Annotated in this window: 21 protein-coding genes; 6 read left to right on the plus strand and 15 right to left on the minus strand. The window is 49.4% G+C overall.

Annotation, left to right across the window (positions count from 1 at the left end):
* Nucleotides 1–7: 7 nt before the first annotated feature.
* The 15 genes from ACFSW8_RS01690 to ACFSW8_RS01760 form a co-directional block, all read right to left on the minus strand.
* Nucleotides 8–328, minus strand: coding sequence for a Dabb family protein (locus ACFSW8_RS01690; protein WP_377089956.1), 321 nt, complete (start codon nucleotides 326–328; stop codon nucleotides 8–10).
* Between the two features lie 18 nt (nucleotides 329–346).
* Nucleotides 347–1,216 carry a phosphoenolpyruvate hydrolase family protein gene (locus tag ACFSW8_RS01695; protein WP_377091536.1) on the minus strand — a complete coding sequence of 290 codons (870 nt, stop codon included), beginning with the start codon at nucleotides 1,214–1,216 and terminating at the stop codon, nucleotides 347–349.
* A 192-nt stretch (nucleotides 1,217–1,408) separates the two neighbouring features.
* Nucleotides 1,409–2,122 (minus strand): phosphoribosylaminoimidazolesuccinocarboxamide synthase, encoded by a 714-nt coding sequence (gene purC / locus ACFSW8_RS01700; protein WP_377089954.1) that lies wholly within the window; start codon nucleotides 2,120–2,122, stop codon nucleotides 1,409–1,411.
* 58 nt (nucleotides 2,123–2,180) lie between these two features.
* Nucleotides 2,181–2,675 (minus strand): lactoylglutathione lyase family protein, encoded by a 495-nt coding sequence (locus tag ACFSW8_RS01705; protein WP_377089953.1) that lies wholly within the window; start codon nucleotides 2,673–2,675, stop codon nucleotides 2,181–2,183.
* Nucleotides 2,676–2,877: 202 nt separating this feature from the next.
* A complete protein-coding gene (locus ACFSW8_RS01710) occupies nucleotides 2,878–3,240 on the minus strand; it encodes an FtsB family cell division protein (RefSeq protein ID WP_377089951.1) in 363 nt (120 codons plus the stop codon).
* A gap of 114 nt (nucleotides 3,241–3,354) precedes the next feature.
* A complete protein-coding gene (eno, locus tag ACFSW8_RS01715; RefSeq protein ID WP_377089950.1) occupies nucleotides 3,355–4,638 on the minus strand; it encodes a phosphopyruvate hydratase in 1,284 nt (427 codons plus the stop codon).
* A 121-nt stretch (nucleotides 4,639–4,759) separates the two neighbouring features.
* Nucleotides 4,760–6,583 carry a GreA/GreB family elongation factor gene (locus ACFSW8_RS01720; protein ID WP_377177291.1) on the minus strand — a complete coding sequence of 608 codons (1,824 nt, stop codon included), beginning with the start codon at nucleotides 6,581–6,583 and terminating at the stop codon, nucleotides 4,760–4,762.
* Between the two features lie 177 nt (nucleotides 6,584–6,760).
* Nucleotides 6,761–8,686, minus strand: a complete 1,926-nt coding sequence (locus ACFSW8_RS01725) for a beta-N-acetylhexosaminidase (RefSeq protein ID WP_377177293.1) — start codon at nucleotides 8,684–8,686, stop codon at nucleotides 6,761–6,763.
* Nucleotides 8,687–9,147: 461 nt separating this feature from the next.
* Nucleotides 9,148–9,726, minus strand: coding sequence for a peptide deformylase (def, locus tag ACFSW8_RS01730; protein ID WP_377089946.1), 579 nt, complete (start codon nucleotides 9,724–9,726; stop codon nucleotides 9,148–9,150).
* Nucleotides 9,723–10,145 (minus strand): ExbD/TolR family protein, encoded by a 423-nt coding sequence (locus ACFSW8_RS01735; RefSeq protein ID WP_377089945.1) that lies wholly within the window; start codon nucleotides 10,143–10,145, stop codon nucleotides 9,723–9,725. Before ACFSW8_RS01735 ends, def begins: the two co-directional genes overlap by 4 nt.
* A 21-nt stretch (nucleotides 10,146–10,166) precedes the next feature.
* Nucleotides 10,167–10,835 (minus strand): MotA/TolQ/ExbB proton channel family protein, encoded by a 669-nt coding sequence (locus tag ACFSW8_RS01740; RefSeq protein WP_377089943.1) that lies wholly within the window; start codon nucleotides 10,833–10,835, stop codon nucleotides 10,167–10,169.
* Between the two features lie 27 nt (nucleotides 10,836–10,862).
* Nucleotides 10,863–12,071: a hypothetical protein gene (locus ACFSW8_RS01745; protein ID WP_377089942.1), complete on the minus strand. Its 1,209-nt coding sequence runs from the start codon at nucleotides 12,069–12,071 to the stop codon at nucleotides 10,863–10,865.
* 79 nt (nucleotides 12,072–12,150) lie between these two features.
* Nucleotides 12,151–12,741 (minus strand): LysE family transporter, encoded by a 591-nt coding sequence (locus ACFSW8_RS01750; RefSeq protein WP_377177295.1) that lies wholly within the window; start codon nucleotides 12,739–12,741, stop codon nucleotides 12,151–12,153.
* A gap of 80 nt (nucleotides 12,742–12,821) precedes the next feature.
* Entirely contained in the window at nucleotides 12,822–15,542 is a 2,721-nt protein-coding gene (locus ACFSW8_RS01755) for a helicase-related protein (protein WP_377089940.1), read from the minus strand.
* A 113-nt stretch (nucleotides 15,543–15,655) separates the two neighbouring features.
* Nucleotides 15,656–16,780: a helix-turn-helix domain-containing protein gene (locus tag ACFSW8_RS01760; protein WP_377089939.1), complete on the minus strand. Its 1,125-nt coding sequence runs from the start codon at nucleotides 16,778–16,780 to the stop codon at nucleotides 15,656–15,658.
* A 107-nt stretch (nucleotides 16,781–16,887) separates the two neighbouring features.
* On the opposite strand from ACFSW8_RS01760, the gene ACFSW8_RS01765 reads away from it, so the two are divergent.
* From ACFSW8_RS01765 to ACFSW8_RS01790, 6 genes are all read left to right on the plus strand, one after another.
* Nucleotides 16,888–17,796 (plus strand): PEP-CTERM sorting domain-containing protein, encoded by a 909-nt coding sequence (locus tag ACFSW8_RS01765; RefSeq protein ID WP_377089937.1) that lies wholly within the window; start codon nucleotides 16,888–16,890, stop codon nucleotides 17,794–17,796.
* A gap of 221 nt (nucleotides 17,797–18,017) precedes the next feature.
* A complete protein-coding gene (locus ACFSW8_RS01770) occupies nucleotides 18,018–19,922 on the plus strand; it encodes an ABC transporter ATP-binding protein (protein ID WP_377089935.1) in 1,905 nt (634 codons plus the stop codon).
* A gap of 15 nt (nucleotides 19,923–19,937) precedes the next feature.
* A complete protein-coding gene (locus ACFSW8_RS01775) occupies nucleotides 19,938–20,231 on the plus strand; it encodes a hypothetical protein (protein WP_377089933.1) in 294 nt (97 codons plus the stop codon).
* A 228-nt stretch (nucleotides 20,232–20,459) separates the two neighbouring features.
* Entirely contained in the window at nucleotides 20,460–21,698 is a 1,239-nt protein-coding gene (locus ACFSW8_RS01780; RefSeq protein WP_377089932.1) for a BaiN/RdsA family NAD(P)/FAD-dependent oxidoreductase, read from the plus strand.
* Between the two features lie 835 nt (nucleotides 21,699–22,533).
* The gene (locus ACFSW8_RS01785; protein WP_377089929.1) at nucleotides 22,534–23,481 is read left to right on the plus strand and encodes a LysM peptidoglycan-binding domain-containing protein; all 948 of its coding nucleotides are present in this window, start codon (nucleotides 22,534–22,536) and stop codon (nucleotides 23,479–23,481) included.
* A 477-nt stretch (nucleotides 23,482–23,958) separates the two neighbouring features.
* A complete protein-coding gene (locus ACFSW8_RS01790) occupies nucleotides 23,959–26,826 on the plus strand; it encodes a S8 family serine peptidase (protein WP_377089928.1) in 2,868 nt (955 codons plus the stop codon).
* Nucleotides 26,827–26,894 lie beyond the last annotated feature (68 nt).

Genomic DNA, 26,894 nt, shown 5'->3' on the forward strand with positions numbered 1-26,894 from the left:
TGTCAGTCTACACAGTCGCCTTGAAGGCGTCTTGCACCTCAAAATCACATACAATCACTCGCTCAAGCCGTGGCTGAAAGAGCTCCACTCGCTGCATGTGAACAGGGTGCGGTAAATATGCGTCCCTCGCTGCGATTGACTCAAAGGTCATACAAAATGCATGCGTGAATCCATCATCAAGACCCTCGTCTGATTGATGCAGCCCATGCTCGATACTCAGCAAACCTGGAATCTGCCCCACCATTGCCCTGAGCTCATCAAAACACATTGCAATCTCCTCATCACTCACACCTTCTTTGAATTGGAAAAATCCTAAATGCCTAACCATTATTCTCTCCCTTCTAACTTAGTGAATTCTCTTTACTGGAATCGATTTAAACTCCCGAGTGAGATCTGTGATGGAACTTTCCACAGCCATACGCTCAATACTTGAAGCTCCAACAAAACCTACTGTGTCAGTGTGCTCGTTGATGTAGGCAGCGTCCTCAGGTGTTAAAATTGGACCGCCGTGAGATAACACAAACGTGTTCTTGTTCACAGAATGTACGGCATCACAGATGGCTTGAGTCGCCTTGGCTGCTTCATCTAGACCGATAGAAGCATCTGTCACCCCAATCGACCCTCCCACTGTACATCCCACATGAGCAATCACGGCGTCAGCACCAGCTTCAGCCATCTTCTTTGCCTCCTCCGGAGTACCAACATAGGTGATAGAGAAAATATCCATCTTCGAAGCCAATGCAACAGCATCGATCTCTTTTTGTACCCCCATGTTAGTCTCCTCAAGTGTCTGACGGAAATGCCCATCAATAATCGTGTGGGTCGGAAAATTGTTAATTCCAGAAAAACCCATCGCCTTCACCTGCTGCAACCAATGCCACATCCGGCGACGTGGGTCAGAGGCGTGAATACCACAAATCACCGGAGTCTCATTGACAACCGGCAAAACTTCGTACTCGCCAATCTCCATAGCAATCGCATTCGCATCTCCATACGCCATCATCCCTGCAACAGACCCCGCACCAGCCATGCGGAAACGACCTGAAGCGTAAATGATAATCATGTCTGCTCCACCTTTCTCAATAAACTTGGCAGAAATGCCTGTGCCAGCACCTGCTACAATAATTGACTCCCCCTTCGAAAGCGTGTTGTTAAAACGCTCAATAACTTCTTGTCGTGTATATGGGTTCCCCACCCCTGTCCATGGATTCGGCATAATATCTATTGGTAAATGAAAAGGTTCTGTAGCTTGCTTGACCACACCTTCGAGCAAGCCGCTGAACTATTCTAGATGACTGCTATAACATTCGCAACCACTCTACCCACACTTCCACATACACATAATCCACAAAAAAAGCCCCACTCCCATTCAAGAGTGAGGCTCAATAAAAATGACGGAGTCAGTAGCTTACTTCACTGCATCTTCAACCCGCTTGAGAACCTCCTCATAGGCCTCCATCACTCCACCGAGGTCCTGACGAAAACGATCTTTGTCCATTTTCTTGCCAGTTTCAATATCCCACAAACGGCATGTGTCCGGGCTGATCTCATCTGCCAATACAATCTTAGCCTCCTCGTCTTTGGTCCGACCAAACTCAATCTTAAAGTCAACTAGCTTCAATCCTGCATGCTTGAAGAACTCGATCATTACATCATTAATGACTAAAGCCTTCTGCTTGAGTTCAGCACACTCTTCAGGAGTCGCCAAACCCATCTCGCGAGCGTAGTCGTCATTAATCAATGGATCGCCGAGTTCATCACTCTTGTATGAAAATTCCACAATCGGCTGCTTAAACTCAGTCCCCTCTTCTACACCAACGCGCTTGCAGAATGAACCTGCTGCCACATTACGAACAATCACCTCTACCAAGAGAATATCCACAGACTTCACCAACAAGTTGATGTCATCAATCGCCTCCACAAGATGCGTCTCCACCCCCTTAGCTTCCAACATGCGGTAGATAGCCAAAGTAATCGCTGTATTCAGACGCCCCTTGTTTTCAAATTCAGCCTTCTTCTCAGCATTAAATGCTGTGGCTTCATCCTTGTACTCCATACGGAGAACATTCGGGTCATCAGTCGTATAGAGTCTCTTGGCCTTGCCTTCGTAAAGTGGTTGCATGCCAATTCCCTAAAACTAAGATCGACAATGGTCAAGCTATAGCATGCGCGTTTCCCCCTCAATACGCTCCTGCAGAGTATGTCAATTCGTAAGAATGTGAATAAATCTCAAACACCACACCAAAAGGATCCTCTACATACACCATACGATAAGGCTTCTCGCCCGGATAATAATGGCGCACCGGCATCCGCTGCTTCCCTCCATGCGCTAAAATCTTTTCCAACAAACCCTCAAGGTCAGGATCTTGCACACAAAAGTGAAATGTTCCACTGCGCCAATACTCAAATTCCTCAGGCTTCTCGTTATTGCGAAACTCAAATAACTCCACGCCCATCCGATCACCAGTCGACATGTGTGCAATCTTGAAGCTCCCCCAACCATCACCAAAAACGTCGGAGCACATCTGCCCAATCGCCGTGCTCTTGTCTTCCTGGATCTCAGTGGGCTCCATAATCACATACCACCCCATTACCTCTCGGTAAAATTCTACTGCTCGCTCTAAATTGGGCACAGAGAGCCCAATGTGGGACAAAGTTCTAGGATATTCAGACATAACATCCGAGCAATATCAGAAACCTAACAAATAGGTAAGAACAAACTCACTAAACACCCGCTGCTTCTACCAAAAGTCAGTACTAAAGAAGAACGAAATTGATCAGAAAATAGCCCGTTCCTCGTGAAAAAGGCGATTAACCAGAGCCACATCCTCCCCCCTAAGATCAGACAATGATGTCGAGGGCATAGCTCAAACCACACTAGAGCTTCTTATCGCGTGAGAATCGGAAGATACGCTCTCCATCTTTGTACATGTCCAAACGATCACGACCGTAGATCTCCAAAAAATAAGGATCCTGCTCCAAGGCGCGATACTCTCTCAGCTGTTGATCCACACGATCATCCATCGCCTGCTTCTGCTCAAGCACTTCAGCCAACTCCTCTTCAGAAGCTTGTAACTTCCGAAACTCTGGCAAACACGTCGCGATCACCCCAAAACACGCAATGATCACTAAACTATAAAAGGCAAAAACATTGAGCTTCTTCAACGCTTGAGTGCGCGCGCACATCCGCCGGTCTGCGTGCCGACGCGCTCTTACTCTCGCTGTTGATACTCGTGCCATTCCGGGGAATTTTTTGCGCCCTCGCGAGCGACTTCACTAAATACGCAGATTCCTCATGGCCCCTTTCAGAGCCATGAGGAAAAGTTTGCTTCTAAGTTTCCTTAACAGAAAAACTTAGAGAGTGCCAGCATAGATTGCGTTAGCACCAAGCTTTTCTTCAATACGAAGAAGCTGGTTGTACTTTGCAATTCTGTCTGAACGGCTCATTGAACCAGTCTTAATCTGGCCCGCATTGGTAGCAACCGCGATGTCAGCAATGGTGTTGTCCTCTGTCTCACCTGAACGGTGGGAAATAACAGAGTTGTAACCATTCACTTTACCGAGCTCGATTGCGTCGAAAGTCTCAGTGAGTGTACCAATTTGGTTCACCTTAATGAGGATGGAGTTCGCAACACCAAGGTCGATACCCTTCTGAAGGAACTCAACGTTAGTTACGAAGAGATCATCACCAACGAGTTGAACCTTGTCACCAACTTTGTCGGTAAGTGCCTTCCAGCCATCCCAGTCATTTTCGTCACAACCATCTTCGATGGAGTCGATTGGGTACTTCTCACAAAGCTCAGCGAGGAATGCTGCCTGCTCTTCAGAAGAAAGCTTCTGGCCGCCTTCACCTTCGAACTTAGAATAGTCGTATACACCGTTCTCGAAGAACTCGGAAGCTGCACAGTCGAGTGCGAATGTCACCTCTTCACCAAGCTTGTAGCCTGCGTTCTCAACAGCCTTGGAAACTGTATCAAGTGCGTCGTATGTGCCGTCAAATGTAGGAGCGAAACCACCTTCATCACCGACTGCTGTAGAAAGACCACGGTCGTGAAGTACCTTCTTAAGTGCGTGGAAGATTTCTGCACCCATGCGGATTGCTTCCTTGAATGTTGGAGCGCCAACTGGACGCACCATGAATTCCTGGAATGCGATAGGAGCATCGGAGTGTGAACCACCATTAACGATGTTCATCATCGGCACTGGAAGCACCTTTGCGTTAGGACCACCAAGGTACTTGAAAAGCGGAAGGTCGCAAGAAGCTGCTGCAGCGTGCGCTGTAGCGAGAGACACACCAAGAATCGCATTAGCTCCAAGGCTAGTCTTGTTCTTAGTTCCATCCAGCTCAAGCATAGTGCGGTCGATGAGAGCTTGGTCAGTAGCGTCGAGGCCGATAAGCTCAGGCGCGATCTTGTCGTTTACGTTTGCAACTGCGTTTGCAACCCCTTTACCAAGATAGCGCGCCTTGTCGCCATCGCGGAGTTCGCATGCTTCGTGCTCACCTGTGGACGCGCCACTAGGTACTGCTGCACGGCCAAACGAACCGTCTGCAAGCGTTACGTCAACCTCTACCGTCGGGTTACCGCGGGAGTCAATGATCTCGCGTGCGCGAATATCTTCAATTGCTGTGAATTCCATAATTTTTTATAATGTGGTTTGGGCTCAAATGTGGTGAAGAGCCATGTGTTGGATCCACCTCCTATCACTAGAAAGGTGGCAAGCGGGTCACACTCTATGCATCCCGCTAGGAAATTGTCTCTTAGCCTTTAGAGTAGGGTGCGATGCTTTCCACAGTCATTTCCACGGACTGCACCTTTGTCTTATCTCCTACTTTGAGGCCGAGCATGCTGTTGCCTAACTCAGAAAGATAAGAAATAACATTGTTATCTGTGTCAGAATCCCATGCCCCCAAGACTGTGTACGTGACCGAGTTGCCAGCCGCGTCCTTAAAACCAACTACAGTACCGATGTTAACCTCAGAACTGTCGACGTTGGAAAAGTCTGTTCCCTGCACGCTCGCCAATGATGCCTCAATCTCCGCCTGACGACGCATCAATACTTTCTGATGGTCTTTCGCCATGTGGTATTCAGCATTCTCGCGTAAGTCACCGTAAGAACGTGCAATCTTGATGTCCTCACGGTTCTGAGGGATTTGATTGGAAATCAAATCTTCCAAATCTTCTTTCCTCTTCGCAATGCTGTCCCATGAAGAGATCACTCCGTCATCCTTCTTCTCAGCCCCATCACCCGTGACGAGTTCCTGAGTCTGAGGGCAGGCTTTGATGACACGTGCCATCAAGGACTTGCGGTCAAGCTCTGCAAAGATCTGACTCTGATGAAGCTTTCTCGCAAAGTTGCGTACTTCATTGTTCTCAGTATTCTCTAGCAAATCCGCAATCAATGCTCGATCTTCCATGAAATATGATTGAAGTCGGCTGCTCTTGCGCGGACCGTCTTCCATCACATCACGCTCAAGAAGACTCAAAATGGCATTGCCCACCTCCACGTCAAACACGGGCTCAGATGATTTCTTTCGCTCACGGCATACCCACAATAACGAGTCCGCTCCCAATGTGCGCCCACCAATGTGGCGACGCAAGAACGTGTACAACTCAGCACTCTGATCTTCTTCAATCAATAGCTTGGCAATCTCTGCCAAACCTCTCGGCCCTACAATGTCGAAAATCGCTAGTAATTCATCAACCCACGCATCACCAAAGGCTGCCGGATAAGCCTCAAACACCATACGCTGGCGCGCTGCAGGAAGAGAACCAAGCTCTTCACCAATCTTAGCTCCCTCATTAGCGATCACATCAGACACACGTAATGCGGATGCATCCAACTCCATAACCTCGGATGCTGCCATCATTTCGTCACGGCCAACTAACAGGTCTAAAGCTTGCCCCAAGTGCAATTTCATTCCCTTGCGCACTGACTCATCAATGCTCTTATTGATAGCCTCCTGAGCTTCCTTGTTTCCTTTGAAATGCTTAAAGTCCTTAATGATGGCCTCCAGCGCACGCGCCTTGGCTTTGAAATCACGAGCAGCTTCAAAATCCTGCAATAACGAATCAGCTGGAGAGACATTCTCATCTCTCAACACAAGTGGCTCGGTGCGCTTTGTCGGCACAATCGCTGCACGACTCTCACGCAATAGCTTCTTCGCTCCGTCCCACCACTTCTTGTAATTTTCCTCCGGCACCACTGAACCAATCAACTCACGCTCAAGTTGATCAATCTTAAGAGTCCCCCCATTACTCTTCAATGTACGACGCACGAGCTCGACAGGATCATTGTGCGCCAATGCACGCAACTCCTCCATTGCCTCTAACTTCTGTGCTCTAAAATGGTCGGCTGCCAACGGCTCAGTCTTAGTGATCGCCAACTGAAGCCCCATTGTCTGAGCTTCGTTCTTCTCAAAATCAATCGTGATCTTCCCGCTTCGAATATCCCAGTCGATCACTTTGCCGGCTCCCCAGCTTTTGTGGAGACAATATTGCCCTGGGGCAAGTTGTGATAATCGTGCGCCGACTTCTTCAGAAATCCGCCCCGCTTCTACGAGTGGTGCTACATCAGAATGCATGGAGAGGAGCTTGTATCTACGGCATACAAATAGCAATCCTATACCATAAAAAAATTTGCGCTCTTTCGTCGACTCTAATTTTTTCTCACATTCTCATTTACCCAATGTAGCACCCGAACCCGCAAAACACTGCAAGCCCTTATCACTACCCATCAATCGCTTGCGAAAAAATGACCTCTAAAGCTCATCCGGCTGCTTCTGACCAGAAATATTAGACTTCCCAGCCCCTGGACTGCGATCCTTAGCATACCGATCAGCTTCAAGCGCCGGAAGATGCATCACTACTCCACTACTTCCCCCCTTCACTGGCTCAATCGTGTACCTCAGTGCATAACTCGCCCCCGGCTTGAATTCCTCCAAATGCAATAAATAATACTGATTCGGACGCCGTGGCTCCACAGTCGCTGTGTAAACATGCGCATCCTCAGCCACTACCTTGCCATCCTCTAACATTTCAGCTTTGAAGATGTGAAAACTCCCCTCACCCTGAGTTCGATGAAATAAAAATTCGTGCAATCCTGCTCTCTTAATCTTCCCATCGAGCGGCAAAATAACAGCCTCTCTCTCCGCCTTTAACTGAGACCATGAGCCTACTTGCTGAGCAGTTGTCTCCTCTTCCCACCAATAGGGGACTTCACTTGCACTGAGTCTCCCGCGGTGCACTTCTAAACGCCCCAAGAAATCATTCCAGTCCAGTGACGCCCGCGGTGACCAAAGCGCCTCGGAAAGAGCAGCTCCACGCAGCATAACCTGACGCTGTAAATGGTCACCCCCACGGATTTTCTCTCCCCAAACACACCCCTGAGCTCCCATAATGCACGCCTTCGCCTCATCGCTCAACCCCGGGATATGTGGCTCAAAATAATAACTCTGACTCAATGTCACTGTGTTGGCAGAATAGCCATTAGGATGACTCGCTGAACGCGAATTCGCCCGGTCGTAGTAGAGAGCCGAAACTGGACACAAAACCACTTTGTGACCATGCTTAGCAGCTTCCATTCCCGGTTGAACACCACGCCAACTCATAATCGCCAAGCCTTTGTCTGCACCTCCCTCTAACGCTTCATCCCACGCAATAGGCTTCTTCCCATATTTACGAATCAAAGCTGACACCCGCCCCACAAAGTGAGCCTGCAAACCATGTAGATCCTTAATCCCATTCTTCTTCATGAAAGCCTGACAGCCTGCATCATGACGCCACGCCCCCTTCCCAACCTCATCCGCTCCCAAATGAATGTAACTCCCCGGAAAAATAGCACTCAATTCACCAAAAACATTGTCCAAAAAGGTATACACTTCTGGATTGGATACATCATACACATTATGCCTCCCTTTTCCGTCTTTCTTCGCCACACACAACTCTGGATACGCCCGAGCCACCGCCCCACTGTGACCAGGCACATCAATCTCCGGCACAATCGTAATCCCCCTCTCCTGCGCATAAGCCACTATCTCTCTCAAGTCCTCCTGACTGTAGTACTTCCCCTTATTCTGAGATGTCAGCTTCGGATACGCCTTAATCTCCGGCCTCCACCCTTGGTCATCAGTCAAATGCCAATGCAAAACATTGAGCTTCACCATTGCCATTGAGTCTAACAGTTTCAACATCTCTTCCTTTGGTTGGAAATGCCTTGAAACATCCACCAAAACCCCACGCCACTCGAAACGAGGCTGATCCTGAATCTTAAGCCCAGGAAGCTCCCAACCATTCACAAGTGAGGCCTGCTGACGTTTCGCAAACACCTCCACCGGAGAGAGCTGCCTCAATGTTTGAAATCCATAAAATAATCCTGCAGAACTGGCAGCCTGAATTGTAACTCCAGCACTATTAATCTCTAACTGATAGCCTTCACCTGACCCTGACACTTTCTCAAAAACAACCTGACCGTTCTTACCTACTGGCACCTTCCAACCTGTAACCTTGCGCATCTCAGACGCAAAAAACGCCACCTCATCATCACATCCACCAACAGCGCCAAAACTCAGCGCCTCAGAGACGCTAAACGCCCCCTGCTTCGCCTCCATAACCGCCGCCTGTGGAATCAATGCAGGCGACTTCGCCAGAGCTATAAAATCAGTGCATAACGCGACAGTTGCTGCCACGACCAATCGAGATAGAGAAATAGGTGTCATAATAAGGTGCATGTCACAGCTCCACACACCATCAATGGTGCAGCATAGCTGTGATCTAAACCTTACCTAGCCCTCACTCGCGTCAAAGAAATAGCCACCTCACTCCATGCTGAAATTCAGCATGGTTGCACTCATTCTATCAATGAACGTATCGAAACATCCGTACGGTCAAATTGCCACCCACCTTCCCCTACATAGAACAAGCCCCCGCTCCTTTTCATTCAGAAAAATACACGTGAAATCACTAAGGCCACCTACTGGGGAATTTATTCGTAGTAGTAATACAAATAAAGTACGAATCACAATAGCACCTAACACTTGTTAGAACACTCTTGTTACTACCTCCTCCACCCTTAACAAACCGAAGATGGTGACCTACTCCACACAAAAAATGAGCACCGATTTAGGTGCTCATCTGCCATTCCACTCTATTACGCGTCCTCTCTTTGAGAGGGGTACTCCCACTTTGTCTCAGCGAGATTCTTAAGCTTCCTTTTCAGGCGAGCCTTTGTGGTAGAGCTAATACGATCAGTAAATAAAATCCCATTGAGGTGATCGACCTCATGCTGAATTGCTCGTGAACACAATCCGTCAGTCTCCACAACAAGCACTGATCCATCCAGTTGAGGTAAAGTCGCTTTGACTATCGACTTCCTTTTCACTTTCGCCCGAATCTCTTGAATACTCAAACAGCCCTCCATCTCGTTTTCATGAGGGCCAGAAAGTTCGAGCTCTGGATTAATGAAAATCAGCGGCATGTAGTCCTCCATCTTTGCATCTTCACCGTTCACCTTAAAAAAGCTCACGCACTCTGGGTCGTGGGAGGTGTCGACAATCGCTAAACGAATATCAGCCCCCACTTGCGGTGCCGCTAAGCCAACCCCCTCTGCATCATTCATGGTGACAATCATATCCTGCACAAAGCTCTCTAACTCAGCATCAACCTTCTCAACTGGCTTACACTTCTTACGGAGCACAGGCTCGCCTAACTGCATTATATCTAAAATCATGAATCTGTTTGTTGCTTTGAATCGCGGACGCGGGTCGGGAGATTAGACTCGAAGCCTGCACGGGTCAATGCCTCTGATACCATAATCATCTGCTCCAAGCGCACCTGCTTATCCATTTCTAATTCCAACTTCCGATTCTCCGTCTTCAACTGCGCCAAATACCCATCGAGCATACTCTCATGAATACGCACACTATCGAGCGTGATCTCCCCATCCTTTGATAAGGCCAGTACAGAACGAATATCCTGCACCTGCTTCGTAGGCATGTCCCCAACCACTGGCATCGAAATATCTAAAATCGTGCGCTTCTGCTTGGGCTGCATCGTCACAATGAAGAAAATCAATAGAATCACTAAGATATCAATCAGCGACACTATCGGAATCGCGGGAATCGGCTTTCTTGGTCTGTAAAATTGCATGAGCTCTTCAGGTGCTGTCGCTTAAGCCTTCTCCTCCCCACCATCATCAGAAACCGCATTCACTAAATTGCCAACCACTACCTCTAACTGCGAGGCATAGGTCTCAATCTTACGGTTAAAAATACTATGACCGATCACTGCCGGCACAGCTACAGCGAGACCGGCAATCGTAGTCGTGAGAGCCTCAGCAACCCCAGCAGCCATGATGCTCATCTTAATATCACCCATCGAACTCATCCCATCAAACACCGTCGTGATGCCACTTGCCGTCCCCAAAAGCCCAAGCATTGGAGCAACAACAATCACCACATCTAAGATCCCTATCCCACCTTGCAATTTCACGATCTCTTCATGCGCCTTCGCCTGTACAGCATCTCGAATTTTGGGGCCAGAGTGCTCACTGCGCTGCACCACCACCTGTGACAAACGAGCCAAAACCGAACGCCCTTCACCAGATTGTTGGGCCACACGTGCATAGGCACTGTCATCCCCATGATTGGCAGCCACGTCGATATCCTTCTTCAAATCCTCAGGAAGCACCCGCTTACGCCCTAAATCCAATGCCTTGTACACGATCACTGCCACCGTCAACACAGAACAAAATGTCAGCACGTACATGATAATCCCGCCCTTATCATAAAATTCTGAAATCTTTGCGAGACCCTGAGCCTCTGCGAGTAAGTGATGCATGTTCATGTCGGTGTTCTTATTTAAATGTTAAAATTGAAATGAAATCGTAATCTCCACGGGATCCCCCGCCAGTTCTTGCTTCAGCGCTGCAGGCATCTTCGGAATCTTTGCCCGTGATATCGCTTGTATAGTAATGCCCTTTTGGATCTCTGAGCCCTGAAGTTCTTGGAGAATGTTAATGTCGCGCACCTTCCCATTGTCGTATACGTACCAACGTACTTGCAACAAGCCAGGCTTAATCAAATCCGGATTCTGCCCAACGCGTCGGTACCATTCTTTCGCAATCGAGTTATGCACCGACTTCTTGTACTTGCCTAGCGGGGTCGCTTCAGTATCCAGCGATGACACCCCACCACGGCGTGAGATAGAACCTACCATTTTACTCGCCTCAACCTCAGGACGAAACCCTGGCTGCGAAGACCTCTCAATCGGCATGATCGGCTTCGTTCTCTGTTTTGGTTTGGGCTTATCCTTCCCCTTGGCTACCTCTTTTGGTCTCTGCTCTTTTTGACTCTCGCTGTCCGCTTTCCCCTTATTGCTCTCCGGCAAATCTGTAATCGGATCAGCTGACTTCAGCTCAGATGGGAGCTTGTTAACTGCCTCTAAGTAATCAGCTAACGGCACTCGGGACCCCGCCAGCGGTTTCCCCGCATCCATTTGCTCCACTTTCTGGTTCTGGCTGTCGTCATTCGAAGAATTCTCCGCAACACTCTCCACCTCAGAAGGACTAGGAATCTCCGTCGGAACCGGCTCAGTTGGCTTCGAAGGCTTGCCTAAATTCTCATTCTCTAAACTTCCGTCCTGATAGCTAGAAGCTAAACTCGTCCGTTGCTTGTCTTTCCCTCGTACCGAGGGCATCTCTGGGGCACCTGCAACAGCATCTGCAGTACTCTGAGCTACCGTGTCTGCATCACCATAAAATTTCGCATCTTTCGGCTTCTCCTGAGGCTGTTCATCTGTCGTACGATTATAGCGTTGCTTATCCGCAACCTTTGGTGGAGGTGGTGTCTGTTCCTCCGGTTTGGGAGCCGGCGGCGTGGGCAAAGGTTCGGGACGTGCTACAAAGCGGAAGCTCATCACTGGCTCAGTCTCAGCTGTCTGCTCCACCATCTCCTTATGTGCCTTCTTTGGGAACAGCACGCGCATGATCGCATCCTGAGTCAGCACCCCAGCCACGATCAAATGCAGCAGCACCGCTACTGTCACACCCGCTATCTTGATCTTGGCATCACTCATACTCCGAAAGCCCCACTAAACTGGAGGATTTTCCAGAAAACGCAACCAGTTAGTTCACACGCTCTGAGCAACAAATACGTCACATCACATGCACAAGCAAAACCACGGCCATGGCAATCAATGCCAATCCAAACATCATATCGACCCACTTAGCCACCTTGTTATACCAGCTCTGCACCCAATCCCATTGCAACAATAGCACCCAGAAACTCCATAAAATCAAACCCTCCACCCAGATACTCGTCCACAGTACCCACGGCCACCATCCCCCTTCATTCAAGGCCAAAAACGGCGTCACTACCCCCGCTAAAAAAACCATCACCTTCGGATTCAACAAATTGCACAAAAAACCGCGCCTCCAATGCCCCCACACCCCCAGTCCACAAGCACTTCCAGCGTTCCACTCCAATCCCTTTTCTACCAGAGAATGCCTCAGCAAGCTAACGCCAAGATAACTCAAATAAATCGCAGCTAGACTGCCCAACACCAAGCTCAACACGCCACTCTCCGCCATAAGGGTAGCGACCCCAGCTACCGCAATGCCACCATGAACCACTAGGCCACAAGCTATCCCCAAGGCTGTCATCAACCCCGCTGACTTCCCCTCCGAGAGTGCAGTGCGAGTCAACAAAACCATGTCTGGACCAGGGGAAAATTGCCCCAGTCCCATGACCAATAAAAATGTCAGCCAGTCCAGCACCACATGACCCTAAACCTCACCATTCCCCATTGACCAGTGCAGACTTATTCCTATTGCAGCGCTGTTTCCTTCCAAATCATGCGAATGGCGTCCGGACGCAGTCGCGCCTGAACAATCACCTCCTCTAAGGCATCCCGATGTTCCTCAAGAGCGTTCACTTCCTCTTCGCCAATCATCGGATTGGTCTCGGCTAAACGCTTCAACCTCTCAATCTCCCCCTTAAGCTGCTTGCGCATCTCACGCTTGGCTTTAGCCACAATCCCCTTCAGCTCAACCACTGCAATGCCCTCAAGCTGCTCGAGCATCTTTGGCAACAATGTGGTTTTAACCACCGGCTTATCCAACAACTTGCGCACCCCTCCTTTACGTAACTTGGCTTGAGCCAATGCCTTGTCCTGCGACAAATCATTACCCTCGTGATCCACTGCCACACGAATCGGTGTCGCAGGTAAAAAACGATCCACATGCAGCTCGCCTGGCGCCAATGCCTCCACTATAAAATAACTCTCCAATAAAATCTTCTTCTCCCCAGGTGCTTCCCAGACTCCAAATGCCGAATTCCCTAACTCCGTGCCAAGCATACAATCAAAACACGCCCTAACAATTGGGTGATCAATGCTTAAAAACTGTAATTCTTCACGACTCAATGCCACCGACCTATCAAAGGTCACGCTCATCCCCTCGTCAGGAATGTCAGGAAATGCATCTGTTGTTATCTTGCCCGGCTTTAATAAATAATTCCTATCCTCAAGATCTTCTACCTCGACACCAAATTGATCCAACATGCGAATTATAAAGTCCTCAAAATGCGGATCTTTATCCATCTTCGCTATCTCTTTGATGATCTTTTTCGCCCTCTCTGGGTGATGTGAATTAATCTCTAACAACCTGTCGTAACCCTCAGAGAGCTTCTCACCAACTTCCAGCTTCTTCGCCTGAGTCTCCGCAATCACTGCATCCAAAGCATCACTATCTAACGATTCACTCGCTTCGACCAGCTGATCATAAACATGGTGATACACTTCAGTCACACCGTGAACATTCTGCTCAAATGCCCCTAAGCCCTCATGATACCAACGTGCCCAAACCTCTTCAGGTCCATCCAACAAATAAGGCACATGGATGTTAATAGTTTCAGTCTGACCAATGCGATCCAAGCGCCCGATGCGTTGCTCCAACAATTCTGGATCTTCGGGCAAATCTAATAACACCAAATGGTGAGCAAACTGGAAATTGCGCCCCTCACTCCCGATCTCAGAACACAACAATAACTGAGCCCCACCAGCCTCGGCAAAATACGCTGCATTCCTATCACGCTGGTTCAAGCTTAAGTCCTCATGAAAATGCGCTATATTGATTTGGATACGATCGAGCAATGCCTCAGACAGCTCCTCAACAAGCTCTTTGGTATGACAAATTAAGAGAACCTTTTCATCACCTACTTGCCCAATCAACTCAACTAACCAATCTAACTTTTCTTGGTAGTCTTCTCCCGCAATCGGCTCCAAATGCGCTTTGCGCTCAGGGAACCCATCCAAATTCTGTCGCGTATTTCGGAACATCACCCTGCCTGTACCAAAACTATCCACCAAGGACTCCACCAAGGCTTCTTGCTCAGCTTCCCCACCCGCAGCCAATGCTTTCACACTCTCCGAATATCCATCAAAGGCACTAAACTCCACAGCCTCACCCGCTTCTATCTTCTCTACGAGACGCGCTACTTCCCCATACCCCTCAGATTCCTCAATGAATCCATCGAGATCACAAAACCTTTCAGGATCTAACAAACGCAGTCGAGCAAAATGCCCCACCACACCGAGCTGCTGTGGCGTCGCTGTCAGCAACAATAATGAATTCACGATCCAAGCAAAAGACTCCACAAGCGCATACTCCCAGCTCATTTCGTCTCGATTCCACTCAAGGTGGTGAGCCTCATCGACAATCAATAAATCCCAACCTGCCTCCCGCGCTTGCTCAGCTCGTTCCTCATTGTACGCAAGAAAATCAACACTCGCGATCACTAGCTGACTATCCAGAAAAGGATTACCCTCCGGGTCGTTCTCCTGAATCGATGCACACCTTTCCTCATCAAAGATGCTGAAAAGCATATTAAATCGACGCAGCAGCTCCACAAACCATTGGTTAATTAATGGCTCTGGCAACAAGATCAACACTCGGTCAGCGCGCCCCGTCAGGTGCAATCGATGCATGATCATACACGCCTCAATCGTCTTCCCTAACCCAACTTCATCCGCTAACAAAACCCTCGGCATCAATCGCTTCGCCACTTCATCCACAATGGAAATCTGATGCGGCAGCAAGTCGGTCCTCCCCCCCACATAGCCACGCAACGGACTTTTTCGAATCTGATGCTGACGGTACAAAGCCTCTGCTCTCAAACGAAACACAGAGTTCTCATCCACTTGCGCACCAAAAAGCCTATCCTGTGGCTTATTAAATCCCATGTGGTCAGATAACATCGCCTCCGGAACCTCAGATCCACCGTCACATAAATAAATCACTAAGCCACTGGCCTCCTTGGTAGCATTGACGACCAATTCCTCACCCTCATGGGTCAAAATTACCTCCCCCTTCTTAAAGATCACACGTCTCAAAGGAGCACTCTCACGTGCATAACAACGCGCCTCCTCAGCCGCTGGAAATAATATCTCCACCGTGGCATGCTCGACCTTCAGTATCATTCCCAAACCCATTTCAGGCTCAGAATCACTTACCCATCTCTGCCCCGGTATGATCTCTACTCTTTCCATAAATGCGGACGCGCAAGCTACTCACCATCACCCACTGTGCAATCATTTTTTGAACCCACTTTAGCCCCCAAGCAACAACCTCCGAAATCCCAACCCCTTAGAACAATTTCTAACTAGCGAAACATTCTCCGGTATGCCCCGGGGGTCATCCCCATCTCACGCTTAAACACCCGCGATAAATAATGCCCAGAACTATAGCCGACTTTTTCTGCGATAACTTCTATAGTGTCATTGCCCCCCCTTAAATACCCCTCTGCTAAATCCATCCTCTTTGCATTGATTGCCCCCATCAGCGTCTTGCCTGTGACCTTATGAAATCGTTGCTCTAATGTCCTCCGACCAATACCACAGCGGCTTGAAATCGCCTCAACCCCTATCGGCTCATGTGCCAATAACTCTATCAACTCCAGTGCACGAGCCACCCTGTGGTCATGCGCCCCTCCCCCACCTGTACTCTCCCTTCGTTGAATACCAATGGGCCTCACATAGATAGTCTCTCGCTCACACCCAGCCCGCGCTAACAACTCAGCCGCCCTATACCCACTCGACCAATGATCTAATTCCACCGTCGTCACAGGCACCCGCGCCATCTCTTCAGGCCTCTGAATATCCTTAGCCAAACTGATAACCGCTATATCCTCAGGCAAGCGTATACCCGCACCTAACAGGCTATAGATAAAGCCATACGCAATCCCTGTATGCGGCGTCCCAAACCCAACCCGCTTCCCCTTCAGTTCGCCTGTAAAGGCAACCAATTGCTCCAGCCTCTCCGTGAAAGGAACACCCGCATCAAACCTTCTCTCCACAACCTCCATCCCCCCTAACCCTGCAGCTTCTCTCACTAATTCCGTAACTAACACCTCAGCCTGAATATTTCCACCCTCAACCACAGGAGCTAAAAAAACTTCACACCCAACACTTTTGAATTCCTGCACCATCAATTCAGCACATGCGGAAAAATCACTAAAAACATTCAATGCAGCCTTGGTAGAGCGGTTCAAGCTCACGTGGGGCATACCTAAGCTCTCAATCAACTCTACAGTCCCCTTAGAAGTCAATATATGACTCACCACTGCATCCCACTGCCCTAAAATAGCGCGATCAACCCAATCAGCCCTTGGTGCCCAGCGTACATCTAACTGCCACCCTTCATGCTCAGAACAATATGCTTTGAGACCATCAATCACCCCTGGCCGGTACCAATCCATCAAGACCCCTATCGTACGCTTTCTCTTCATAACCTCTCATATCACAACTTCGCAAAAGTACACAATTATTTCGCAATCATCCAAAGACAAAACACCCAAACTCACCCTATCTTAGCAAGACCTCAATGCATACAGATATGAATAAATTAATACCCCTGATCAGCCTCTCCACTATCAGCGCCCTGTCGACCACCTACGCCGCGAATATTTTCACAAACGCCGTAGACACTAACTTCAATAACGCTTCAAACTGGAGTGAAGGCGTACTTCCAACCAATGCCTCAAACCCACCTGGTGTGGTAAATGCACCCTCTCAGCTCACTGCAAATTACCTCTTGGCTAATGGTACGGCTGTCACTGACATCATCGTCAACTCGACTCTTGATACCAACAGTTTTGAACTCCAACTCCGCTCAGGGGGGGTGGGCCGCTCTTCCGACCTCTGGATCGGGGCTGGCTCCGGCAACTCAGGCACACTCAATGTAAACTCAGGAGGTCGCATTGATATCGCAGGTGCTGGAGCCTATATGTTTTTGGGCCGTTCCTTCGGCGGTGATTATTCAGGAACGGGCTTCGGTACCGTTAACTTTGAAAGTGGAAGTGTCTACCAAGTACAAAAAGGCTTCGAAGTCACCAGTGGTCTCATAAATTTCGAGACGGGTGTCACCTTCGACTCAAGCCCGCAAGACTTCGTTACACTTGGCTCTAATGCGACTCTCATGTTCAGTGAGCTCTCCGGAGGTGACGCTTCCACATTGACCCTGGCGGGAGCTAATCTCAATGTCGACGCAGCTTCAAAGCTCCGTGTCGATTTCACCGGTGCTACAATCGGTGAAACCTACACGCTCGTGGACAACATCGCAAATGCATATACGAACTTCGACCAATCCAACTTTATCGTCAATGGACTAGACCCAAGTATGAGCGCGGTACTTAACCAAAATGCTGATTCCATTTCAGTGTCCATTGTAGCGGTACCCGAACCGACCAGCGCAGCCCTCCTCTCTCTAGCCGGCCTCGCTCTGGTCATGCGCCGCCGCAAGTAACACCAAGCTCACAAATAAACAATCAACTCCTCAGCGCGCCCCACAACATCATTGTGGGGCGCTTTGCTTCCCTCCCCCAACATCCCCCAACATCCCCCAACATCCCCCAACATCCCCCAACATCCCCCAAACATCCCCCCAATGAAGCCACTCTCGGCACTCACCTGCAGAATCAAGTCCTGCCCCATTGACTAATGCCAGCTCGCTGCTAAACCTCCCGCATGTCCGAACCTGCGATCGCCTCAGCATCCGAACTAAAGGTCAGTTATTCCCACCACACCGTCCTCGATGGTGCCACTCTGGCAATCCATCAAGGGGAACGCATCGGCCTCGTCGGGCGAAATGGCTCAGGCAAATCCACATTCATGAAAATCTGCGCTGGCGCAGACACCCCGGATTCCGGAGAATGGACAACCCGTAATGAGCTCGTCACCGGATACCTCCCACAAAACTTTGAGCTCAACGAGGAACACACCGTTCTCGAGGCCACACTCTCAGGCGCCCAGTACATCCTCGATATGCTCGAGGCCTACGACAACTGCGACCCCACAAGTAAGGCAGGTGCGGAACTCCTCGAAAAGATCAACCACCACGATGCTTGGACCGTCGACTCTCGCGCCCAATCCCTCCTCACCAACCTTCACGCCCCAGAAGCAGATCGCCAAATCAAAACTCTCTCAGGCGGCGAAAAACGACGCGTCGCCCTCGCTCGCGCTCTGCTCGCCCAACCCGACTTCCTCATACTAGACGAACCCACCAACCACCTCGATACCGGCTCCATCGAATGGCTAGAAACCTTCCTCTCGCGCTACAACGGAACCTGCCTCTTCGTCACCCACGACCGATACTTCCTCGATCGTATCGCAACCCGCATCGTCGAAATCGCACGCGGCAAATGCATCGCCTACGATGGAAACTACACCGACTACCTTGTGTCGCGCGCTGAGCGCATGGCCCAAGAAGCTGTCAATGAACATAAACGCCAACGCTTCCTCAAAAAGGAACTCGAATGGGTCAGACGACGCCCCTCAGCGCGTCGTACCAAATCGCGTGACCGCATGGAGAAATACTTCGAAGTCGCCGACCAAGCCCCGCCTGAAAAAGAAGTCGACGTCGACCTTATCATTCCACCAGCGGCCAAACTCCCCAATGTTGTCATCGAAGCCCATGGCCTCACCCAAACAGTCGGAGACCGCACCCTCTTCCGCAAACTCGACTTCAAACTCGAACCCAAGGAACGTATCGGTATCGTCGGACGTAATGGCATGGGTAAATCCACCCTCATCAAAACACTCCTCGGAATGCTCCCACCCTCAGAGGGAACCGTCAAAGTCGGTGCGCGTACAGACATTAATTATGTCGACCAAAATCGATTGTTGTTAGATGAGCAAAAGTCCATATTCGACGAAGTCGGAGAAGGCCAAGAATACGTCAAACTAGGTGACGAGACCCTCGGCCTACGCGCTTATCTGAAGCGCTTCCTCTTTAATGATGACCGTATTAATACAAAGATAGAGCTTCTCTCCGGAGGTGAGCGCTCACGTGTGCTCCTCGCAAAAATTCTCAAACGTGGGGGGAACGTCCTCGTTTTGGATGAGCCAACCAATGACCTCGACCTGAACACCCTCAGGTTACTTGAGGAAGCCCTCGCACACTTCCAAGGGTCTGTCCTTGTCGTCTCCCACGACCGCTACTTCCTGAACCGTGTCTGCACAGGCATTCTCGCATTCGAAGACGATGGCTCCCTCCATTACAACGTCGGATCATACGATTACTACCTCGAGAAAAAAGCCGAACGTGATGCCCAGCGTGCCAACTACGAAAGCATGCTCGCACAAAAAGAAAAACCAAAGAAACAACAAAGCGAAAAGCCTCGCAAACTAAAATGGAGCGAAGAGCGTGAACTCGAAACTATCGAAGAAGATATCCTCATCGCTGAAGAAGAAGCCGCCAAACAAGAAGCCATTATTGCCGCTCCCAACTTCTACGCAGAACACACCCACGACTACCAAGACTTTGAAACTCGGCTAAAAGAGGCTCAATCCAAAGTCACCTCACTCTATGACCGCTGGGAAGAACTCAGCGCAGTCAAAGCCGCTTGGGATGAATTCCACTCAAAAGACTAACTGACATACCACCCCATGGAAACACGCGTCCACCTACCCGATTCCGAACCACCAGCCACCATCCGCGAGGTCGTCTCCGCTCTCAAAAAACAAAAACTCCCCGCCAGCCATGACAAACAATCGTGGGGAGATTGGATTAATTTCGAGGGCAAACAAACCGTCATCTCCATTGAATCAATCAATGGACTCACCACTTCCGCTACGATCGAAGAAGCCGAGGGCGAAGACACCACCTTCACTCAAATCATTGCCGCCTTCCGTAAACTCGGATGGCATGGGGAAGATGAAGATGGCCCCTACCCGCTCTAAGCATCCAGACTGAAAAATAACGCTGGTTTGTAAGCAAAGAGCCCGATCTTATTTTCTCTTGAGTAGCGAATGGATCCATTGCCCGCAAAAATCAGCATTAGTCTCTTTTAAAGTACGATTGGGTAGAGAAACATCAATGCTTATACCTCTTGCACTCGCCCATATTCTGACCACCTAGTGTCACTTTTGACTCCACTCATATAAAAAGCCTCAAACGAATTTTAGCTTATGTTTCACTTAATTACAGTTGGCGGCGGCGCAGCAGGCTTCTTTGGCTCCATCACGGCCGCCGAGAACGGAGCTGAGAATGTCTTGATGCTCGAAAAATCCCCCAAACTCCTCACAAAAGTAAAAATATCTGGTGGTGGCCGTTGTAATGTCACCCACCATTGCTTCGACCCCAAAGCTCTATCGAAATTCTATCCAAGAGGTGAAAAAAGCCTCATCGGTCCACTCCACCGCTGGGGCGCACAAGATACAGTCGATTGGTTTCAATCACGTGGCGTGGAACTCAAAACTGAAGCCGACGGCCGCATGTTCCCCGTCACTGATGACTCACAGACTGTCATCGACTGCCTCATGCAGGCAGCGCATTCCGCTGGTGTTCAAATAGAAACTTCTAATGGCGTAAAATCCATCATTCCCCTGGAAGAAAATCAGCCAGATGGTGCGCGCTTCCTCGTGCACACCGACAAGGGGGAGTCACACCGCGCCCGCTGTGTTCTAATTGCCACGGGTGGCACCCGGCTCACCGCTGGTGCGAAACTTGCCGAACAACTCGGTCACACTCTCGAGCCTCCAGTACCCTCTCTCTTCACGTTCAAGATAGATCATCCATTAATTAAAGACCTTCCAGGCCTTTCAGTAACAGAGACTCATGTCAGCATTGAGAACACCAAACTCAAAGCCGAAGGCCCACTCCTCATCACCCACTGGGGACTCAGTGGCCCCGGAATCCTTAGACTCTCAGCCTGGGGTGCACGTGAACTGGAAAGCATCCAATACCAATGCACCCTCCACGTCAATTGGCTCCCCCACACCGACGCCGCTCAGCGCATCAGCCAACTGCGCAACGAATGGGGGAAACGCCAGCTCTCCACACGCTGTCCCTTCGACGCCATCCCCAAACGACTTTGGGCTAAAATGTTGGAAACAGCCCAGATCCCCCCACAACAAACATGGGCACAACTACCAAAAAATCAGGCCCACACCCTCAGCCAACTCATCAACCACTGCAAATTGCCCGTCCAGGGTAAAAGCTTAAACAAAGATGAGTTCGTCACCGCTGGCGGCGTTCTTCTCAATGAGATCAACCTTAAAACCATGCAAAGTAAACGATGCCCCGGCCTTTACTTCGCTGGTGAAGTCATGAACGTCGACGGCATCACAGGTGGCTTCAATTTCCAAAACGCTTGGATGAGTGGCCATCACGCTGGTGATGCAATCGCCACAGACTACCCACTCTAGCCTTGTTTCAGCTACGCATTGGCCATCATTGCGAGAGCAAACTTTCCTTACCCTATTTTTATTTCGCTGAGTGCACTCTATCAAGCCCCCCAATAAGGAGCATGTGCCTATATTGAAGTCCGATTGGGTAACACAGCGCCAACAAACTTGCGCCCCCCACCCGATCCCAATGGGATACAAACTCCTGAAAAACCGCATCGAGGTTTAGGCTCCTAGCCCAGAATGACAAAGCCAACTCTGGGGACTTGCAAAAAAAACCAACAAGAAGTCTGAAAGACTTCAGGCATAAAAATGATTGAGTTGCCATTCCTCAACCCATTGGTCTTGAAAACTCTATCTTCACCACGAGCCCCATGCTCAATCCAAAGGTGAAAACCATAGGAGACCACTCAACACATCTCATACCACTCCGTGAGTCATAAGAGCCGCTTGACGGTCCAATGTGTTCAGAAATCAAGGCTCATGAAGCAGTGCCACACGCCCGTAATGACTGAACAGAAACGCTGATTTATAAACAAACAGCCCGACCCTACATTTCTTTCGCGTAGCGCAATATATCAAGCCCCCCCAAAAATCATCATTTGTCTCTTTTGAAGTCCGATTGGGTATGAGCTCTCGTTTCCGCCACTCGCCCCACCCGCGCCCCTTATTAGAATTTTAAAAAATTCTAACTATCTAGCGAATTACATGCTAGAATCTAACCTTAGATTTCGTATTTCAAACGATTCTACTACATATCATCACTTGAAATATAAGCTTCTATTCCTTTAGCTTCTAAGATTTCCTGAATTTCAATCTTTACAAATTAAAAATTTTAAGAAAGTATCGATGTGCTATGAAACCAATTGCCCTCGTTACAGCCACCGTCATTGGATCACTCAGCCCAGTTGCCTCTGCCGCAAGTGAATCCGACATCTTGCGCGCACGTTGCGCAGACCAAGAACGCACCATCCAAGCACTCGAAAAAGAGATCGATTCCCTGCACGCGCTACTGGCCAAAAACAATGCCACCCCAAAGCAAATGATCGCCAAGCAAGCCCCGCAGATGACACCCAGTCATCAAGAGAACTACAAAGTAGTCAAAGGCGACAGCATGTGCAAAATTGCACGCAAACATGGAGTCTCACTCAATGCATTGCTGAATGCCAACAAGGGCATCAATCCTAACAGACTTTCTATTGGCCAAAGCATCAGCCTACCAAGTTCCGTTGCAAAAGCTGAACCTGTCTCACAAACACCAAAGGCCATTGCTAAGGCGGAGGTACTCCCAGCCCCTATTCCACCAGCCACTCAGCCTGAAGTTCCACAAGCAACCAGCTCCACTAGAGACTACGTAGTCAAAAAAGGGGACACGCTCTACGGCATCGCACGAAAGAACAATACGACAGTCGCTAATATCCTGGAGCAAAATCAAGGACTCGACCCACGCAAACTACGTCCAGGTCAGAGCATCGCCCTTGCGACTACTGAAACCACTAGTGCTACTCCTAGTAAAGCACCGGCAAAGCAGGAGAAAACACAAGCGATCGCGAAACAAGAGCCCAAACCAAAGCCTGTCGCTAAAGCTTCCAAACCCAGCCAACAAACTCAAAAAGTGGCTCACACCCCCAAGCACTCCAAGGTACGCACTGTCACAGTCAACCGCCAAATGACCTTCGGCGAATTTGCCTCAGTCTACGGAGCAAGTGTCGAACAAATCAATGAAATGAACGGACTGAAGCTCTCCAAGAGCACCGTCCTCGCTCAGGGCTCAGAACTCTACATCCCAAATAACCAGCACTAATCTGGATTGTTTTCTAACGAAGGCAAAAACGCTCAGAAGTCACCACTTCTGAGCGTTTTTCGTTTCACCCCCACGCTTTTGTTATCGTTTTTCTAACCACACCCTTCAGCAGCTTAATTTAGGTATCCAAATTGAGTTCACACCTACCAAAGGTTAGCTCTTCATCGATACTATCAGCCCCATGCGTCACCGCTAAGTCAACTGATTGACGCATCTATCACTTATCGAGCATACTGAGATTTGCCCTAGTGCGGTGTCAGAGCAGTAATGGATAACATGATGAAAAGTCGAGTTGCTATCATATGGCGCTTGAAAAGTGCGTCGGAAGTTTCGCGTGTAAGAGACAACTGACGCGGAAACGCAAACCCTAATAAAAAGGTTATAACAAATTTCCCTCTATGACTCTCTCATCCATTTAAACAGGACCTATCTGACACTACACTAGCATCTGGCAAACTCCCCCCCAAGTAAGCCAAAATGAAACCCTATTGCTACCTTCTGATTGCAGGTACATGTCTCCTGCTCTCACCTTATGGCGTCAAACCTCAGGACCAATCTCTGAGTCTCAATTCCCCACTTGCTACTGCTGCCCCCTCCAGCGTCTCAATCACGAACGAGACGAATTCGAGTAAACAAGCCCCAGATCCCCCCCACACACGCACATCCTCCCACGACACGAACACCCTACCCCCTCAGTCCGCACTGCCGAGAATCCACAAGACAACGCTCGCAAACCCACAAGTCCGTCAACAAGTAGTTCGCAGCCTACAGAATTGGCACACACAACAAGTAGCACACATCCCCAATCACCCCAATCTACCTCGCTCTGGAACTACCAACGAAGGCATGGAATACCAACTCATGGGAATGCATGAGGGCGCCCCACTCTACCGCAGCACGAAAAATGTCAATGCCTCCATTACCGTCAACGCAACTAATGCCAGAAACACTTACCAACTCAATGGAGCTGGTGTGTCCTCAGCCATTTGGGATAGCAACGCAGCAAGAACCAGCCATAATGAATTCTCAGGTCGAGTCACCACAAACGATTCCGCAACCACGCTTTCGTACCACCATACGCATGTCTCTGGCACCATTCTAGGAAATGGTAGCAATAGCCTTGCTCTCGGACTAGCTCCAGCCGCCACACTCCTCAGCCACGATTGGAATAATGACTTGGCTGAAATTGCTAGCATTGCGGCAGCGTCCCCTAATGATAACGACAAAATCACAACGTCTAACCATTCTTACGGCCCCATTGCAGGTTGGGTCTATGCCAATTTTACAGGATACACTGGTTGGCATTGGGTAAGCTCTAGTAACTCAGAACATACCCTCTTTGGCCAATATAACCAAAACGTCTGGAACCTAGATAACATCTGCTCCGCTGCCCCCTACTACACTTCTTTCTGGGCCGCAGGTAATGACCGAACAGATGGCCCGCAAAACGGTGAAATCTGCTTCATTTGGTTAGGTGGAAACCAATGGAGCGTCGCCAACTATTCAAACGCCGTACACCCACCACGAGAAAGAGACCTCCAATACGACACCATCGCTGGAGAAGCTGTCGCTAAAAATGTTATCACCGTCGGAGCTACATACGACGGAGTTTCAAACGCCACTCGCTCAGTAAACCAAGCGAATATCTCCACCTTCAGTAGCTGGGGGCCTACAGATGACGGTCGTATCAAACCAGATATCGTAGCGAACGGTGTCAGCCTCACCTCGGCAGATTCAGGATCTAACGGGAGTTACCGTTCCCTTAGCGGCACCTCAATGGCTAGCCCCTCAGCCATGGGTGCAGCACTCCTCATCCAACAACATTATTCCAATTTGTTCCCCAATCAACGGATGCGAGCCAGCAGCTTAAAAGGCCTCCTCATCCACACTGCCGATGACCTAGGCAACCCTGGTCCCGATTACCAATACGGCTGGGGACTCGTCAATACCGTCAAGGCTCTTCAAATCCTCGACACTCAGGCTAATAACCCAAACTTTCACTCACTCACTGAAAACACCCTTTCTAACGAGTCCCCAGAATTCACTAGAGACTTTCACTGGGATGGAACAAGCCAGACCTTGCGCATCACATTATGTTGGACCGACCCCGTTCCCCCCACCCCGATTTCAGGCCTAGACAACCCCCAGCTCAGCCTAGTCAACGACCTAGACATTCGACTCATCACCCCATCTGGAGACACCATATACCCCTGGATACTCAATCCCTCATCACCATCTACCCCTGCCACAAATGGCGATAACTACCGCGATAACGTTGAACAAATCATCCTCAGTTTACCAGTCAAAGGACTTTACCAACTACAAATCACCCATAAAGGCTCCCTCCTTGGCGGCCAGCAACACTTCAGCCTCATCATGCAAGGTCATCGGCCAAGCGCTTTCGCACGTTGGAATATGAATGAGTCGAATAACTCCATCGTAGACGACTCCGGAAATGGTCGAAACGCTCAAACTACACCCAGTGGAACAGCCTTCACCCAAGGCCGTCAAGGCCCCGGCCTCTTTCTCAACGGCATCACCGGTGCCATGCTACTTCCCCCTCTTGATCTCGACTCGGACACATTCAGCCTCTGCGCTTGGATCAAACCTACTCTCCCTAACGACTCGAAATCCATACTCTTCCATGGCCTGTCATCCACCGGAGAATGCGAAATCTTTCTCAACAACCAACAACAACTTGGCTACACTTGGACAAGCAATAACCAAACCACAACAAGCCAAAGCCAGCTCAGCCCACCTACCAACACTTGGTCATTTATTGCCCTCAATATCACCCCCACCCAAGCCACCCTTACTCTCAATGATGGTAACACATGGTCGTCACACTCTAACACTTCCACACATCCCGCCCAAAGCTTCGACCAAGTCAGCTATATCGGATCTTCATCAACTGCTAACCATCACCTCGCCGCTACAATCGATACAGTCCAACTCTTTAACTATTCCCTCTCATCAAACCAAATTACCCATAGCTACCTTAACTCACTCCCTCCATCAGCCCTTTTTGCCAGCCAACTAGGACTCAGCGGACAAGATATCGAACCCGATTCCGACGTCGACAATGACGGTACTAGCAACTTGTTAGAATGGGCTCTTGGAAGCGACATCACATCTCCTAACAGAACTATTTCATTCACAAAAGTATCGAACTCCCTCACTCTGGAATACTCCGACGCCATGCGAGAGGGTGTCACCCTAACCCCTCAATGGTCGGATAATCTACTAGATTGGTATTCTACTGGATTCATCATCTCAGAAGATGGGGCCAGCATAGAGAGCTCAGACCCGCACCTATTCATACGCCTGCACGTACAAGTCGAATGATCATCATCCCACATGCCCCCAATTAGATCAGCGCGCTTGCATAACAATTGAAGCAGCACATAAAAATC

Origin of the sequence: Rubritalea tangerina (genome assembly GCF_042683245.1) — a bacterium.
Lineage (GTDB): Bacteria > Verrucomicrobiota > Verrucomicrobiia > Verrucomicrobiales > Akkermansiaceae > Rubritalea > Rubritalea tangerina.